At 64.4% G+C, this 15,986-nt stretch carries 16 protein-coding genes; 7 read left to right on the forward strand and 9 right to left on the reverse strand.

What is annotated here, in order from left to right:
* Nucleotides 1-53: 53 nt before the first annotated feature.
* The 5 genes from AC0QUY_RS01485 to AC0QUY_RS01505 are packed head-to-tail and all read right to left on the reverse strand — an operon-like array spanning nucleotide 54 to nucleotide 3,341.
* Nucleotides 54-1,313: an adenylate/guanylate cyclase domain-containing protein gene (locus tag AC0QUY_RS01485; protein WP_475385454.1), complete on the reverse strand. Its 1,260-nt coding sequence runs from the start codon at nucleotides 1,311-1,313 to the stop codon at nucleotides 54-56.
* A 46-nt stretch (nucleotides 1,314-1,359) separates the two neighbouring features.
* Nucleotides 1,360-1,767, reverse strand: a complete 408-nt coding sequence (arsC, locus tag AC0QUY_RS01490; RefSeq protein WP_475385455.1) for an arsenate reductase (glutaredoxin) — start codon at nucleotides 1,765-1,767, stop codon at nucleotides 1,360-1,362.
* Between the two features lie 2 nt (nucleotides 1,768-1,769).
* Entirely contained in the window at nucleotides 1,770-2,459 is a 690-nt protein-coding gene (locus AC0QUY_RS01495) for an aquaporin (protein ID WP_475385456.1), read from the reverse strand.
* Nucleotides 2,459-2,986 carry an arsenate reductase ArsC gene (locus AC0QUY_RS01500; protein ID WP_475385457.1) on the reverse strand — a complete coding sequence of 176 codons (528 nt, stop codon included), beginning with the start codon at nucleotides 2,984-2,986 and terminating at the stop codon, nucleotides 2,459-2,461. The genes AC0QUY_RS01495 and AC0QUY_RS01500 overlap by 1 nt, the downstream gene beginning before the upstream one ends.
* Nucleotides 2,979-3,341: an ArsR/SmtB family transcription factor gene (locus tag AC0QUY_RS01505; protein WP_161855019.1), complete on the reverse strand. Its 363-nt coding sequence runs from the start codon at nucleotides 3,339-3,341 to the stop codon at nucleotides 2,979-2,981. Before AC0QUY_RS01505 ends, AC0QUY_RS01500 begins: the two co-directional genes overlap by 8 nt.
* Before the next feature lie 112 nt (nucleotides 3,342-3,453).
* Between AC0QUY_RS01505 and AC0QUY_RS01510 the strand changes: the two genes are divergently transcribed.
* From AC0QUY_RS01510 to AC0QUY_RS01525, 4 genes are read left to right on the forward strand one after another with little or no spacing between them, the layout of a single operon-like run.
* Nucleotides 3,454-3,771, forward strand: coding sequence for an ArsR/SmtB family transcription factor (locus AC0QUY_RS01510; protein ID WP_161855020.1), 318 nt, complete (start codon nucleotides 3,454-3,456; stop codon nucleotides 3,769-3,771).
* A gap of 56 nt (nucleotides 3,772-3,827) precedes the next feature.
* Entirely contained in the window at nucleotides 3,828-5,192 is a 1,365-nt protein-coding gene (locus tag AC0QUY_RS01515; protein WP_475385458.1) for an NAD(P)-binding domain-containing protein, read from the forward strand.
* Between the two features lie 52 nt (nucleotides 5,193-5,244).
* Entirely contained in the window at nucleotides 5,245-6,414 is a 1,170-nt protein-coding gene (locus AC0QUY_RS01520; RefSeq protein ID WP_475385516.1) for an MFS transporter, read from the forward strand.
* Entirely contained in the window at nucleotides 6,411-7,568 is a 1,158-nt protein-coding gene (locus AC0QUY_RS01525) for an MFS transporter (RefSeq protein ID WP_475385459.1), read from the forward strand. Before AC0QUY_RS01520 ends, AC0QUY_RS01525 begins: the two co-directional genes overlap by 4 nt.
* Nucleotides 7,569-7,593: 25 nt before the next feature.
* Here the strand turns inward: AC0QUY_RS01525 and AC0QUY_RS01530 are convergent, their stop codons facing one another.
* Nucleotides 7,594-8,472: a DMT family transporter gene (locus tag AC0QUY_RS01530; protein WP_475385460.1), complete on the reverse strand. Its 879-nt coding sequence runs from the start codon at nucleotides 8,470-8,472 to the stop codon at nucleotides 7,594-7,596.
* 323 nt (nucleotides 8,473-8,795) lie between these two features.
* On the opposite strand from AC0QUY_RS01530, the gene AC0QUY_RS01535 reads away from it, so the two are divergent.
* Nucleotides 8,796-9,044 carry a hypothetical protein gene (locus AC0QUY_RS01535; RefSeq protein ID WP_475385461.1) on the forward strand — a complete coding sequence of 83 codons (249 nt, stop codon included), beginning with the start codon at nucleotides 8,796-8,798 and terminating at the stop codon, nucleotides 9,042-9,044.
* Here AC0QUY_RS01535 and AC0QUY_RS01540 read toward each other — a convergent pair whose 3' ends face one another.
* Nucleotides 9,045-10,286: an MFS transporter gene (locus tag AC0QUY_RS01540; protein ID WP_475385462.1), complete on the reverse strand. Its 1,242-nt coding sequence runs from the start codon at nucleotides 10,284-10,286 to the stop codon at nucleotides 9,045-9,047.
* Nucleotides 10,287-10,622: 336 nt separating this feature from the next.
* On the opposite strand from AC0QUY_RS01540, the gene AC0QUY_RS01545 reads away from it, so the two are divergent.
* Together AC0QUY_RS01545 and chrA are read left to right on the forward strand one after the other, a co-directional pair.
* Entirely contained in the window at nucleotides 10,623-11,441 is an 819-nt protein-coding gene (locus AC0QUY_RS01545) for a chromate resistance protein ChrB domain-containing protein (RefSeq protein WP_475385463.1), read from the forward strand.
* Entirely contained in the window at nucleotides 11,441-12,844 is a 1,404-nt protein-coding gene (chrA, locus tag AC0QUY_RS01550; protein ID WP_475385464.1) for a chromate efflux transporter, read from the forward strand. The genes AC0QUY_RS01545 and chrA overlap by 1 nt, the downstream gene beginning before the upstream one ends.
* Before the next feature lie 111 nt (nucleotides 12,845-12,955).
* On the opposite strand, the gene AC0QUY_RS01555 is transcribed toward chrA, so the two are convergent.
* Nucleotides 12,956-13,903, reverse strand: coding sequence for a cation diffusion facilitator family transporter (locus AC0QUY_RS01555; protein WP_161855027.1), 948 nt, complete (start codon nucleotides 13,901-13,903; stop codon nucleotides 12,956-12,958).
* Nucleotides 13,904-13,959: 56 nt separating this feature from the next.
* Nucleotides 13,960-15,960, reverse strand: coding sequence for an outer membrane protein assembly factor BamB family protein (locus tag AC0QUY_RS01560; protein WP_475385465.1), 2,001 nt, complete (start codon nucleotides 15,958-15,960; stop codon nucleotides 13,960-13,962).
* Nucleotides 15,961-15,986: the final 26 nt, after the last annotated feature.

Consider the following 15,986-nt stretch of genomic DNA (forward strand, 5'->3'; position numbering starts at 1 on the left):
GAGTCGAGAGATGGATTGCTTCGCTGCGCTCGCAATGACGGAGCCAAGCAGGACTAGCTCGCCAGATACCGCTCATACTTCCCCGCCACCACCTCGTCCGCGGCGATATCCGGATCGAGCGTGTACAGATCCTGCGCGCGACCGATGCCGCGCAGCGCGTAGCGGCCGGTGGAGACCAGGTAGTTTCGCCCGGCCGCATCGAGGCCGGCGCGGAAGGCCGATGACATCAGCAATTCGCGGTCGACCGAGCGGCACATCGAGGCGATGCGGCTGACCTCGTTCACCGCCGGTCCCACCACGGTGAAGTCGAGCCGGTCGTCGCTGCCGATATTGCCGTAGAAGACCTCGCCGACATGCAAGCCGACATGGGCCGATGTCACAGGCCTGCCCTCCGACGTGCGGCGGGTGGTGAGCGCCTTCATGTTGCGGCGGAAGCGATGCTCGGCGCGCAGCGCGGCGCGGTTGGCCTTCGCCATGTTCTCATGGGTGAACATCGCCAGCACGCCGTCGCCGATCAGTTTCAGCACCTCGCCGCCGGCGTCGTGGATGGCGTCGATCGAAGCCTGCGCGTAATCATTGAGGAATGGAATGATCTCGCCGGGATCGATGCTCTCGCTGATCGCGGTCGAGCCGCGCAGGTCGGAGAACCACAGCACCGTGTTGATCCGCTCGGTGACGCCGCGCGTCATTCGTCCGCGCAGCACCTGCTCGGCGGTATCGCGCCCGAGATAGACGCGCCCCAGCGTCTTGGTGATATCGGCCTGCGCTGCGGATTTGATCGCAAGTCCCAACACCGGCACGAGGTCCCGCAATGCAGCCAGCCCCTGCGCGCCAAACCCTTCCTCGCGACGGGTCACCCAATAGGAATAGACGCAATCCATCTGCCCCATGGTGCCGGCCTCGCCGAATTGATGCACGTAAGCCACGAGGTGCTTGTGGCCCTTCTCGGCGAGTTCGTTGACGAACTTGAACCGTTGGGCCGCGCCGTCGGCGAGGTCGATCGGCAGTTCGTCATGGCCATGTTCGAGCATGTGATAGAAGATCGAACTGCGCCAGGCCGCCGCGGCTTCGCCCTCATTGGTCGAGCCATATTCGAATGCGTCGCTTTCGTTGGTCTCGGCATCGTTCCAGCGAAAGCCGCGGCCCTCGAAAATCGGGTGCAGCGTATCGATGAAGACCATCCCGCGCGACACGGGGAGGCCTTCGGCACAGCAGCGCTCGCAGAAACCGCGGATCAAATCGTTTTCGGGCAGGCCTGTAAGGCCCTGGCTGACCAGCCAGTTCATCAAGCGCAGACGGGGCGTGAGTTCCATACGCCATTATGCCGCGCAATCGTGACGAGTGAAAGCCTCGCGCCCTTCAACGTTTCGCGCGCGTCACCGCCTCGCCGTCTTCCTTGACGAAGGACTGTACGGGGTTGTCGAGCAGATCGAGCACCAGCTCCGATGGCCGACACAGCCGGACGCCTTTCGGCGTCACCACGAGCGGCCGGTTGATCAGGATCGGATGCGCGAGCATGAAGTCGATCAGTTCGTCGTCGCTCCACTTCGGATCGGACAGGCCAAGCTCGGCATAGGGCGTGCCCTTTTCGCGCAGCAGCTCGCGCGGCGAAATGCCGAGCGCCCCGATCAAATCGACCAGCCGCGCGCGGCTCGGCGGTGTCTTCAGATACTCGATCACCTCGGGCTCTTCGCCGCTTTGCCGGATCATCGCCAGCGTGTTGCGGGAGGTGCCGCAGGCGGGATTGTGATAGATCGTGACGGTCATGGTTAGGCCTCTTTCGTCGCTGCCGCCTCGCCTGCCCCACGCAGCAGCCAGGTCATGAAGATCAAGGCAACCACCGCGCCGCAAAGCTCCGCCGCGATAAAGCCGGGCAGATCGGCGGGGCGAATGCCGGAAAACGTATTCGTCATCGACCGCGCGATTGCAACGGCGGGATTGGCAAAGGACGTCGAGGCGGTGAACCAGTAGGCTGCGGTGATGTAGAGGCCCACCAGCCACGGCACGGCGACGCGGTTGAACCGGATGCCGCCCAGGATGGTGGCGATCAGGCCGAAGGCGGCGATACCTTCCGCAAACCACTGCGCGCCACCGGTTCGCATTTTCAGCGAGGCATCGATCAAAGGCAAGGCGAACATTGCATGCGCAATGATCGTCCCCGCAATCCCGCCCGCGACCTGAGCGGCGACATAGGCCAGCGCCTCGCGCGGCGCGAGTTCACGCTTCAATGCAAAGACCAGCGACACCGCCGGATTGAAATGCGCGCCCGACAGCGGTCCGAGAATGGTGATGAGTACAACCAGGATCGCACCGGTCGGCAGCGTGTTGCCGAGCAGCGCCAGCGCGACGTCCTTGGTCAAGGTCTCCGCCATGATGCCGGAGCCGACCACGGTCGCAACGAGCAGCGCGGTGCCGAGCGCTTCGGCCGCGAGGCGGCGCGGCAAATCAAAGTCGGACATTAACTGGCCTTCTCCTGGCCTGAGGTCGAGCCGTCGGTGCGGCCAATGTCGCGCAGCTTGGTCCCGAGCGACAGGCGATCGATGCTTTCCAGCGGCAGGCTGGCGAAGGCGGTAATTCGATTCTTGAGATAGCGGAAGGCCTCGACAAACGCCGCTTCCTTTTCGATGTCGGTACCTTCGACGGCGGCCGGGTCTTCGATCCCCCAATGCGCCGTCATCGGCTGGCCCGGCCATATCGGGCAGGATTCGCCGGCCGCGTTGTCGCAAACCGTGAAAACGAAATCCATCACGGGTGCATCGCTGCGCGCGAACTCTTCCCAGCTCTTCGAGCGCAATCCGTCCGTGGGGTAGTCGAGACGGTTCAAAACTTTGATCGCAAATGGATTGACCGTACCCTTGGGCTGACTGCCGGCGGAAAAGGCGCGGAAGTTGCGGTGGCCATCCTTGCGCAGGATCGCTTCCGCCAGAATCGAACGTGCGGTGTTTCCGGTACACAGGAAGAGAACGTTGTAGAGGCGTTCAGACATGGGCTTTCCTCCTTGTCTTCGGCGGACAACAAGGCGTGAGGTCTTCGATTAGCGGTCCGCAGATTTCCGGGCGGCCGTCGCAACAATCCCGCAGCATGAACAGAACTACGGCCTGAAAGGCCTTGAGATCAGCACGATAGACAATCGAACGGCTGAAACGACGCGCCGTCACCAGTCCCGCACGGGACAGGATGGCCAGATGCGACGACATGGTGTTTTGGGGCACGGCAAGTGCCTTGGCGATGTCGCCGGCTGCGAGCCCGTCCGGTTCGTGCTTCGTCAATAGCCGAAACACGTCGAGACGGGTCGATTGAGCAAGCGCCGCCAGCGCGAGAATGGCTTTTTCCGATTCCATATATCCAGACTTATCGATATATTGCTCCCTGTCAATCCTTGGCGATCCCCTTAGTTCGATAATTCTAGAAATACCGTAGACGAACCTGGCTTCATGTGAGAAGATTGCCCTCATGAAAATCGATGATGCCGCCGCCCATCTGGAAGCATTGGGTAACCCGACCCGGCTGAAAATCTACCGCGCGCTGATCCGCGCCGGCGGCGCCGGGCTTGCCGTCGGCCGGCTGCAGGAGAAGCTGAAGATCGCGCCATCCACCCTCTCCCACCACATCAAGGCACTGGTGGTGGTGGGGCTGGTAACCCAGGTGCGCGATGCCACGACGCTGATCTGCCACGCCAACTATGAAGTGATGCGGGAGCTGGTCGGTTTTCTCGTTGCCGAATGCTGCACCGAAAGCGCCGAAACCAAGGACACCAGGACCGCGGCTTGAATGCCGCGTTTTTCTCGACCGCTATTTCGATATTTCCAGTTTTATGGGAGGAAAGCATGAGCGAAGCCAAGACCGTCGCCATCATCGGGGCCGGGCCGGTCGGCCTCGCCGCGGCGGCCCATGTGCTGGAGCGCGGGCTGGAGCCGATCGTGCTGGAGGCCGGCGACAGCGTCGGCCACGCCATGCGGCAATGGGGCCACGTCCAACTATTCTCGCCCTGGGAATACAATGTCGACAAGGCGGCGGCGCGCCTGCTCGCGACCACGGGCTGGAATTCTCCCGAGCCGGACCAGTATCCGACCGGCGCGGAGATGGTGGAACATTATCTCGAACCGCTGGCCGGCAATACCGCGCTGAAATCCCGCATTCACACGTCGAGCCGCGTCACCGGCATCAGCCGTGTCGGCTTCGACAAGATGAAGACCAACGGCCGCGACAAGGCGCCGTTCGAAATCCGCTATCAGAACGGGCAAGGCCCGAAACTCGTCAAGGCCGACGCGGTGATCGACGTATCAGGCACCTGGCATGCGCCGAACCCGGCAGGCGCCAACGGTCTCCCCGCCATTGGCGAGAAAGAGGTCACCGACAGGATCGCTTACGGCATGCCCGATGTGCTCGGCAAAGACCGCGCACGCTATGCCGGCAAGACCGTTGCGGTGCTGGGCGCTGGCCATTCCGCGATCGGCACGCTGACCGATCTGGCGAAACTCGCTGAGCAGGCGCCGGGCACCCGGCCGATCTGGCTGCTGCGCGGCAGCGATCCCGCCAAGGCTTTCGGCGGTGGCGCGAATGACAAGCTGGTGGCCCGTGGCGAGTTGGGCGCGGCTTTTGCCGGCTTGGTGAGCGCTGGCCGGATTGAGCTGCAAAGCGAATTTCGCGTTTCGCATCTCATCGCAGATGGCCCCCGCCTCGTCATCGGCGCTCTATCGGGCTGCAGCGCCCGTCGCGTCATGGCCGATGAATTGATCGTCGCAACCGGCTTCCGGCCGGACCTCGATTTTGCGCGCGAGCTGCGCATCCGGCTCGATCCGGCGATCGAATGCCCGGTCGCGCTGGCGCCGCTGATCGATCCCAACATCCACAGTTGCGGCACTGTGCGCCCTCACGGCGCCCGCGAACTGGCGCAGGACGAGCCGGGATTCTACTTCGCCGGCATGAAGTCTTACGGCCGCGCGCCGACCTTCCTGATGCTCACGGGCTACGAGCAGGTGCGCTCGATCGCGGCCGACATCGCTGGAGACCGGGCGGCCGCGGAACGGGTCGAACTGGTCCTGCCCGAGACCGGAGTCTGCAGCCGCTCGTTCGCGCCAGATGCCAGCAATTGCTGCGGCGGCCCTGCAGTATCGGATGTTGACGCCTGTTGCGCCGCGGATGAAAAAGCAAAGCAACAAGGCAAGACGGGATGTGGTTGCGCGTCCTGATCAACAGGGAGTGAGCGGAATCTCGCTGGAAGGCCGATCCGTCATTGTCGCGATGTGCGTGGGGCAGCTCGGCAGCCTGCTTCCGCACGTCGTCGTACCCTCGATTCTGGCCGCATTCCTGATTCCGGAATGGCACTTAAGCGGCGCCCAGGCCGGCCTGCTGGCGGGCTCCGGCGCGGCGGGCTACATGCTCACAGTCCCCGTGCTGGCGACGCTCACCGATCGCATCGATGCGCGCAAGATCCTGATCGCGGGCTCGGCGGTCAGCGCGCTCGGCACGCTGCTGTTCGGTGCCTTTGCCACCGGCCTGTGGTCGGGCGCCCTCTTCAACGCCATCGCCGGCATCGGCTTTGCCGGCGCCTATATGCCCGGGCTCAAGGCGCTGACGGACCGTCTCGCACCCGGCGACTCATCGCGTGCGATCACGCTCTACACGTCGAGTTTCTCGTTCGGCGTCGGCCTGTCGTTCCTGGTTTCACAGCTTGTGGCGGACGCCTGGGGTTGGCGGACCGCGTTCTTCGTCACCGCCGCCGGACCGCTGGTGATGCTTACGGTCTGCTTCCTGTTGCCGCCGGTCGAGCCGAAGCCGGCGTCGGGGCGGCTCCTGGATTTTGGCCCGGTGTTCCAGAACCGGAAAGCCATGGGTTTTGTGCTCGGCTACGGCGCGCATTGCTTTGAACTCTACGGCATAAGAACCTGGATCGTGGCGTTCTGGACCTTTGTCGTTGCCCGGAATTCCGACGCTTCGATCCTGACGCCGGTCGTCGTCAGCGTGGTGTTCTCCCTGCTTGCCATGCCCGCAAGCATACTCGGCAACGAATTCGCGCTCCGGTTCGGCCGTCACCGCGCCATCACAGCCGTCATGCTTGCCTCCGCCGCCGTGGCACTTCTGATCGGCTTCTTCGCCGACAAGTCGCCCTGGTTGCTGCTGCCTTTGATCCTCGTTTATGCCGTCACGGTACCTGCCGATTCCGGCGCGTTGACGTCGGGCATGTCGATGGCGGCGGACCCGAGCCATCGCGGAGCGACCATGGCGATGCATTCCACGATCGGCTTCAGCCTCTCCGCGCTTGGCGCGTGGGCGCTGGGCGTCGCATTGGATGCCACCGGCGGTCCGCAGAGCGCGTCGGCCTGGATGGCAGCCTTCTCGGTGCTGGCCGCCGGCGTCCTGCTCGGCCCGCTGGCGCTGCTCTGGTCGAGACGAGAGACGCGACAACCGTGAACCAGCTTCCCATCATTTTGGCCCTCGGCACGACGCAGACGCTGGCCTGGGCGTCGAGCTACTACCTGCCCGCGATCCTCGCCGATCCCATCGCGCGCGATCTCGGCGTTTCCTCAAGCTGGGTGTTTGGCGCGTTCTCGGCATCGTTGGTGCTCTCCGCCCTGCTCGCCCCACGGATCGGACGTCAGATTGACCTCGTTGGCGGCAGACCTGTGCTGTCGATGTCGAATCTGATGCTGGCGGCAGGTCTCGCGCTGCTCGGCATGAGCACATCGGTCCCGCTCATGATCGTCGCCTGGCTCCTGCTCGGCATCGGCATGACCGCGGGCCTGTACGACGCCGCCTTTGCTGCGCTTGGGCGGATCTATGGGGATTCGGCCCGCCGCTCGATCACCGGCATCACACTGCTGGCCGGCTTTGCCTCGACGGTCGGATGGCCGCTATCGGCGTGGGGCCTGGAAACCATCGGCTGGCGCAACACCTGCTTTGCCTGGGCGGCGGCCCATATCCTGATCGGCCTGCCGATCAATTTGCTGATGCTGCCGGCGGTGAAGGGCGCGAAAGCCGCGGTGGCGGCAGCCGTCAAGCCGCATATCCCGATCGACCGCACCATGATCGTGCTCGCCTTCGTCTTTGCCGCGGCATGGACCGTCACCGGCGCGATGGCGGCGCACCTGCCGCGCATCATGGAAGCGGCCGGCGCGACCACTGCGCAGGCAGTATTTGCCGGTGCGTTGATCGGCCCCGCGCAGGTCGCCGCGCGGATCTTCGAGGCGGGCTTTCTCAGCCGCTACCATCCGCTGGTCTCGACCAAGCTCGCCTGCATCACCAATCCGATCGGCGCCGCGATCCTCTGGCTGGCAGGCGGCGGCGCGGCCAGCGTGTTCGCGGTCTTTTACGGCGCGGGCAACGGCATCCTGACGATTGCGCGCGGCACGCTGCCGCTCGCAATCTTCGGCCCCGAGAACTACGGTTATCGCCTCGGCATCATCGGTGCGCCGGCGCGGATGGCACAGGCGGCAGCGCCGCTGTTGTTCGGGCTTTTGATCGAGGCGATGGGCGCGCGGGTTCTGATCGTCTCCTCCGCACTCAGCATCGCGGCGCTGCTGGCGCTGTTCCTGCTGCGGAAGGGACCACCGCGGCCGCACCCGTAAACGGAATGGCGTGATGTTCGCCAGCCTACGGCGTTTTGACCTCGGACGTCGCAATCCATATGCCCGCAAACACGGCGACCAGCCCAACAATCAGGTTGGGCGTGATCGGCTCGCCGACGAGCTGGGTGGCGAGCAGGCCGGCTGCGATCGGATTGACGGTCATGGTGTTGGCAACGCGCGTCGGCGAGGCCCGCTCCAGCGCCAATACCCACAGGATGAACGCCAGCGCGCCGCCGGCGACGCCAAGATAGATGCCCGCGATCCATTGCGGCGTGCCGAACGCGTTCAAGGCCGCGACACTGCCGGTGAACAAGCCGACCAGGATCAGCGCCGCGGCGCCCGTCCCCATGCCGACGGTGAGGAAGCCCAGCGCGCTGGAGCGGCGGATGAACGGGCGAGACCACACATTGTAGAACGCCATGCACAGCACCGCGCCCGTCATGATCAGTTCGCCGCGCCACGCCCCCGCCGGAGCCGCCGCAAGCCCGGAGGCGAGCGCTGCGACAACACCGAGCACCGCGACGCAGACGCCGATCGTTTTCCGCTTCGTCAGCGGCTCGATGCCGAGCAGCGCCCCCACCATCATGGTCTGCAGCGGCAGCGTCGCCAGCGCCAGCGAAGCGCGCGCCGCGGTCGTAAACGTCATCGCGATGTTGTAGAAAACGAAGAACACGCCGAAGAAGCAAAAGCCAAGCGCAGCGACGGCAGGCCAGTCTGCGCGCTTCGGCCATCTCACCCTAAGCAGCAACGCTGCGGGCAGCACGCAGAGAAAGCCGATGCCCCAGCGCAGAATGGCGAGCGTGATCGGATCGGCATTGCCGGCGAGATAACGCGTGATCGCGGCCGCACTGCCACCGAGGCAACTAGAGACCAATGCGATGGCAACCCCGACCCCTTCGCCCACTGCCGCCTCCATCGCGTTGTGCGTTCTTGATCGCAGGATGCGCCTCACAAGAAGTCAACGCAAATGGCGGCAAGTGTCAGCAGAACGGGCGACCACCTACACCTTACGCGTGTATCGCTCGCAGGCCGGGTATCTGCCAGTTCGGAGCTGCGTCACATCAGCTAATTACGCGTCAATCCATTCCTAAATTTCAATCAATTGCATCGAACCCGCATAGCACGCCGCTAACAAGTTTTTGTCATGAGGATGAGCTAACTGGAATCCAGTCTTCCAGTAGTTTCGGAGCTCCGGTATGTCGAAGCTTCAAGGCTGTGGAATTGACAATGCAAGAAGCGATCCGCCTACGTGAACTGGAAGCCGAGTGCCGGCAGCGCGCGCTGAGCGAACCTGACAAGAAATGGTACTGGCTCGCGCAGGCCGCCAAGTACCAGGTACAGGCCAGCCAGAAGATCGCCTTCCACGCCGAGGAGGCCAACACCACCGACTCTCCAGAAGTCAAGTTGGCGCAATGGTCGCATGGTCGTGACGAGCGCCGGCTGGCGGGCCCCTACGCCTTGAAAGGCGAACGATAGTTAACGCCCCTGCTCTTCCGGCGGCCTGATGTGTCGGAACGAGAACAGCAGCGCCAGGTCGTAGGCGATCTTGAGCGTGCCGCAGACTACCAAAGGCAACCCCGTAAACGACGTCATCAGCAGCGCGCCCGCGATTGCCGGGCTGATCGCCGATGCGAGGCTGCGCGGCACGGCGGTGACGCTGGCGGCCGCGGGCCGCTCGGCCGGCGTCACCACCGCCATGACGTAGGAGGTGCGGGTCGGAACGTCCATCTGCGACAGCGCCGAGCGCAGCAGCAACAACCCGAGCGCCACGTAGAGGTTCGGTGCAAACGCCGCCAGGATCAGGAAGACGCTGGAGGGAATATGCGTAAACACCATGGTGTTGACGAGGCCGATACGTTTCGCGATCCAGGCCGCGACCGGATAGGAAAAGGCGCTCAGCGTGCCTGACCAGAAGAAAAACAATCCGGCCGCGGACAATGACAGATCGAAACGTTCGAACAGCCACAGCACCAGCAGGGACTGCGCGACGAAGCCGCCGGCGAAGGCATCGATGCTGAACAGCGCCGCGAGCTTGTAGACGGTGCCGCGCGACGGCCCGAGCGGTGCTTGCTGTGCCTTCTCCTCGCCGCGCTGGTGCGGCACATAGCGATAGAGCGCCGCGCAGGCGATGCCGAGCGCGGCGTAGGCATAGAACATCAGGCGGAATGCGGCGAGTTGGGTGGCGCCCCCAGCGACGAGGAAATCGGGCAGCGAGGCCGCGAGCGAACCCGCCGCGGTGCAGAGCGCGCCAATCAGGCTGTAGCGCGCGAACACCTGCGTGCGGCGCTCGTCGGTCGCGCTATGCGCCAGCACCGCATGCTCCAGCGGCACCAGCACGCCGAGATCGCCACCGGAAGCGTTGATGGTGCCGATGAAGGCGACGAGCGCGATCAGCACAAAATGCTCGACGGCCGGAAAGGCGATACCGGTCGGCGCCATCAGGCTGGCGCCCGCGATCAACAGCGGCCGCAGATCGTGGCGCGGCGCGATCCAGCCCGTGATCAGCGTCAGCAGCGCCGTTCCCAATAGCGATGCAGTCGCGACGATGCCGACAGCGACTGCGTCGTAGCCGAGCGCGCTCATGTAGGCCGGCAGAATGATGATGGCAAAACCGTCACCGAAGCCGCGCAGGCCACGCGCGACGTAGAGCAGCCTGATCAGCGCGTTGGCAGTGGAGGGGTTGGGTTCAGTCGCGATACCGGTCACGCTTGCGTCCATGCGCCATCCCCCACAAAAGCGAGAGTGCGCAGAGCTTGGACGGCGGACCGTCTGACGGGGAGCCTGCTTTGTCCCCGGTGGCCCGAAGCTAGGACCGAAACCGGTGGGGCGCAAGCGCCCTCTTGCAGGATGGGTGGAGCGCAGCGATACCCATCAAAAATCGCGGTGGCGCAGGAGGATGGGTATCGCTTCGCTCCACCCATCTTACGACATCGCGTGATTCAGTTGACAGCGGAAGTCTCCAGGGTTTAATTCGCCACATGGGGATGTTGCGATCTCCCCACGAGGCGACATGCCCAAGTATCGCGTCCCGTTTTCTTTGACGAGGGCGCAGCCATGTCAGCCTACACCACGATATCTCCAGACAAGCTTTCCAAACTGATCGGCACAGCAAACGCGCCGGCATTGATTGACGTGCGCACCGACGAGGATTTCGCCGCCGACCCACGCCTCATTCCGGGCGCGGTCAGGCGTAATCACGAGCAAGCCGCCGATTGGGGCGAAGCGTTTTCCGGCCGCCCGGCCATCGTCGTCTGCCTGCGCGGCCAGAAACTGGCGCAGGGTACCGCGGCCTGGCTGCGGCATCTCGATGTTTCGGCCGAAGCGCTGGAAGGCGGCTTTGAAGGCTGGAAGGCGGCCAAACTGCCGCTGGTGCCGGTAGCAAAACTCCCGGCACGCGACGCGAAGGGTCGTACCGTCTGGGTGACCCGCGCCCGGCCGAAGATCGACCGCATCGCCTGCCCGTGGCTGATCCGCCGCTTCGTCGATCCAAACGCGGTGTTCCTGTTCGTGACGCCGGCTGAAGTGCTGGCAGTCGGCGAGCGCTTCAATGCCGCGCCGTTCGACGTGGAAAATGTGTTCTGGAGCCACCGCGGCGAACTATGCACCTTCGACGTCATGGTCGAGGAATTTGGCCTCGCGACACCGCCGTTGCTGCGACTGGCAGCGATGGTCCGCGGCGCCGACACCGGCAGGCTCGATCTCGCCCCGGAAGCGCCCGGACTGCTCGCAGCGTCCCTCGGCCTGTCGCGGATGTTTGACGACGATCTCGAACAGCTCGAGGCCGGCATGACGCTGTACGACGCGTTCTATCGCTGGTGCCGCGATGCGACCGGCGAGACCCACAACTGGCCGACCAACAAGGCGAAGCCGTAATGGAAGCGACGATCCACAAAGTGACCGATGCCGACGCCGTGAGGGAAACCGGGCACGGCATCAGCATCAGTGAAGCCTTCCGCGTCTGGCTGCGGGTCGCCCTGCTCAGTTTCGGCGGCCCGGCCGGGCAGATCGCGGTGATGCACCGCATCCTGGTGGAAGAGAAGAACTGGATCTCCGAGGGCCGGTTTCTGCATGCGCTGAACTACTGCATGCTGTTGCCGGGACCGGAGGCGCAGCAGTTGGCCACCTATATCGGCTGGCTGCTGCACCGGACCGCCGGCGGCATCATGGCGGGCGGGCTGTTCATCCTGCCCGGCGTCATTGCCATCATGGGGCTGAGCTATATCTATGCGGCCTATGGCAATGTCGGCTTCGTCGAGGCGGTGTTCTTCGGGCTGAAGGCTGCCGTGCTTGCGATCGTGGTCCACGCGGTCGTCCGTGTCGGCAAGCGCGCGCTGCGCAACCGGGTGATGATCGCGCTTGCGGCGATCGCCTTTGTCGCGATCTTCTTTTTCAACGTCCCCTTTCCGATCATCATCATCGCAGCCGGCGTGATCGGCTATTTCGGCGCGCGCAGCGGCCGGCCGGAGTTTGCCGCCATCGAACACGGTGGCGGCGGAAAGAAAGTGGCGGCGGTCGACAGCCTGCTCGGTGACGAATTGCCGGAGCATGTCCGCCCGAGCGTGGCGCGGGCGCTGAGGGTAAGTTCGATATGGCTGTTGCTATGGGTCATTCCGGTCGCGGCGTTGCTGATCGGGCTCGGCCAGGCCAATGTGTTCAGCCAGATCGCGCTGTTCTTTTCCAAGATGGCGATGGTGACGTTCGGCGGCGCCTATGCGGTGCTGGCTTATGTCGCTCAGCAGGCGGTCGAGCATTATCACTGGCTGGAGCCGCGCGAGATGCTGGATGGCCTCGGCATGGCCGAGACCACACCGGGGCCGTTGATCATGGTGCTGCAGTTCGTCGGCTTCATGGCCGCCTATCGCGATCCCGGCGCGTTGTCGCCGATGGTCGCGGCAACGCTTGGCGGACTATTGGCGACATGGGTCACTTTCATCCCCTGCTTCCTCTGGATCTTCCTCGGCGCGCCCTACATCGAGACCCTGCGCGGCAACAAGGGGCTGGCGGGCGCGCTGTCGGCCATCACCGCGGCGGTCGTCGGCGTGATCCTCAACCTGTCGATCTGGTTCGGGTTGCACACGCTGTTCCGGCAGACCACGCCGGTTCGCTCGTTCGGCCTGTCGTTCGACATGCCGGTGTGGGGAAGCCTCGATCTGGCAGCGTTCGTGCTGGCGGCTGCCGCGGCGACGGCGATCTTTCGCCTCAACATCGGGATGTTGTGGGTGCTGGCTGGTTCGTGCGCGGCGGGCGTGGCGTTGAGGTTGGCGGGGTTGGTTTGAACAGAGCGAAGATTCGTAGGGTGGGCAAAGGCGCGTAGCGACGTGCCCACCATATATCGGCGTGTTTCATCACGAATGGTGGGCACGCTGCGCTTTGCCCACCCTACGGCGTCACACCCGCTCCGCCGGCGCCAGCCGGCACGCCTCGGCGGCGGCTTCGATCTGCAGCGTCGGGTGATGAATGTTGAACCGATGCGAAAGCTCTTCGCACACGCGGTGCAGGAAGGCGTCGTCGCTGCCGCCTGGCCGCACCAGATGCGCGGTCAGCGCCGTCTCGTTGGTGCTCATGGCCCAGACGTGGAGGTCATGCACATCGGAAACGCCTTCGAGGCCGGCGAGATAGTCCCGCACCTGCGCCAACTCGATGCCGCGCGGCACGCCGTCGAGCGCGAGATTGACGCTGTCGCGCGCCAGGCCCCAGCCGCTCCAGAACACCACGGCCGCAATGACGAGGCTGATCGCGGGATCGAGCCACAGCCATCCCGTCAGCATGATGATTCCGGCGGCAACCACTACGCCAAGCGAGACGCCGGCGTCGCCGACCATGTGCAGATAGGCGCCGCGAATATTGAGATCGCCATGGCGGCCGCGCATGAACAGCAGCGCGGTGCCGCCGTTGATGACCACGCCGAGCGCGGCGACCAGGATGACGGTCATCCCCGCAACCGGCGCGGGGCTATAGAGCCGGTTGACCGCCTCGACGACAATACCGCCGACCGCAACCAGCAGCAGGCCGGCATTGAACAGCGCCGCCAGGATCGAGGCACGGCGATAGCCATAAGTATGCCGCTGCGTCGGCTGCTTCTGCGCAAGCCATGCCGCACCCCATGCCAGCAAAAGCGCGACTACGTCGGAGAGATTGTGAACGGCGTCGGAAATCAGCGCCAGCGAGTTGGCGGCATAGCCGAAGATCAGCTCGGCAATGACGAATACCGTATTGAGCGTGGCACCAATGGCGAACGCCCAGCCGAAATTGTCCGGCGCATGGCTGTGGCCGGCGTGACCATGAGAGTGATCATGGACGTGGGAACGATCGTGATGAGCGTGATCGTGCGCCATTTCGCCTCGATGAACTTCAACGGCGACTTATATAGCGCGACGGATTTCGAATACTATTACAACGAAACCGCGATCAGTTCTTCCACGAGCGGACCGCCACCGACCGGAAACACGATGAACTGCTTGCCTCTGGCCATGTAGGTCATCGGCGCTCCGACCGCGTTCGCCGGCACGGCAATCTCTGCCAGCATTTCGCCTGAGGTCTTGTCGTAGACCCCGAGATGCGGATCGAAATTGTTGAGATCGGCGATCCGGCGCGTGCCGCCCGGCGGCAAGCGCGGCGCGCTGAAATAGCCGGACTGCACAACGATCATGACCGTCTTTGTAATCAGCGCCCAGCTTCGCGTGGGAAATCCCAGCCGCTCGCGAATACCGAGCTGACGGATCAGAGGAATGAGCTCGCCGCGCCCGATCGGGATCCGCCAGCGGTGATCTCCGCTGTTCATGTCGATGGCGAGCATGCTGCCGAATGGCGGCTTGAGGAGCGGCATACCGCGCGGACCGGACAGGTAGCGGAACTCGCCGATGAAGTCGTAGGGCGATTCACCTGGCCACGGTCTGCGAACAGTGACGACGAACGGCAGGCGATAGGTGCCGACATAGAGCATGCCGGTTTCCGGATCGATCGCGGCACCGGCCCAGTTGCCGCCGCCGGCAACACCCGGCACCTGGATGGTGCCCCGTTCGGACGGCGGGGTGAACAGTGGACCATGATCGTATTTCGCGACGATATCCTTTGCCTCCTGGTGAAGCTCCGGCGTGAAAGCGATCAGGTCGTCGTCCCGCACGCCCTGAATGTCGATCGCGGCCGGCCTTGACGGAAATGGCTGGGTCTTCGATGCGCTTTCGCCGGGCACGCTCGAAGCCGGCACCGGCTGTTCCTCGATCGGCCACACCGGCTGGCCGGTGACGCGATCGAATACGTAGACGAACGCCTGCTTGGTCACCTGCGCCACCGCCTTGACCGGCTTACCGCCGACGGTGATGTCGATCAGGGTTGGCGCCGCCGGAGTGTCGTAGTCCCACAATCCGTGATGCACGAGCTGGTAGTGCCAGACCTTTTTGCCGGTGGCCGCTTCGAGACAGACGAGGCTGTCGCCATAAAGCCCGTCACCAGGACGGTGGCCGCCATAGTAGTCGTTGGTCGGCGTGCTCACCGGTAGATAGATATAACCGAGATCCTCGTCCGCGCTCATCGGCGCCCAGACGTTGGCGTTGCCGGCCTCCCGCCACGAATCCCGTTGCCAGGTCTCGACGCCGGGCTCCTCTCCCTGCGGCACCGTGTGAAAGGTCCAGAGCAACCGGCCGGTCACCACGTCGAAGCCGCGCACGTCACCCGGCGGCGACGGGCTTTTCTGCCACCAGTCCATCACAGACGAACCGACCACAATGACGCCGCGCACGATCACCGGCGGCGAACTCATGGTGTAGTAGTCGCGATCGACCGGGCGGCGCAGCCCTTGCGCAAGGTCGATCCGGCCGTCGTTGCCGAAGCCCAGCACCGGCTTCCCGGTCTTCGCATCCAGCGCGATCATCTGCGCGAATGCCGTCAGCATGATGATGCGCTCGTCATCGCCGTTGCGCCAATAGGCGACGCCGCGGTGCAGCCAGCCGTCATTGGCGGGAATGCCGAGCCCGTTTTCATAAACCTTGGGATCAAACACCCATTTGGTTTCGCCGGTCGCGGCATCGATGGCCGCGACCTGTGACAGCGTCGTCGATGTGTAGAGCACGCGGCCGATCATTAGCGGCGTCGATTCATGGGCGCGGGTCGGGCCGATTTTCGGATTGGCGTCCTTGACCGCCATGTCAGGGGACTTCCACCGCCAGGCGACGCGGAGATTCTTGGCGTTGTCGCGGTCGATCTGCGTCAGCGGCGAATAGCGCGAGGCGGCGTAGGTGCCGCCATAAGCGGGCCATTCGCCCTGCGACAGTGCTTTGGCTGACTCAGGTAGCGCGCCGGGGATGGATTGGGCGTGGAGCGTGGCGGGCGTCGCTACCAAGGCAAGCGCTAGGCCGATCACTGTGATGAGCCGTCGCGATCCTGCTTTGCGCAATGCCGCCTCCCTGACCCCTGAGGCAA

The sequence above is a fragment of the Bradyrhizobium sp. WYCCWR15520 genome, assembly GCF_056174665.1.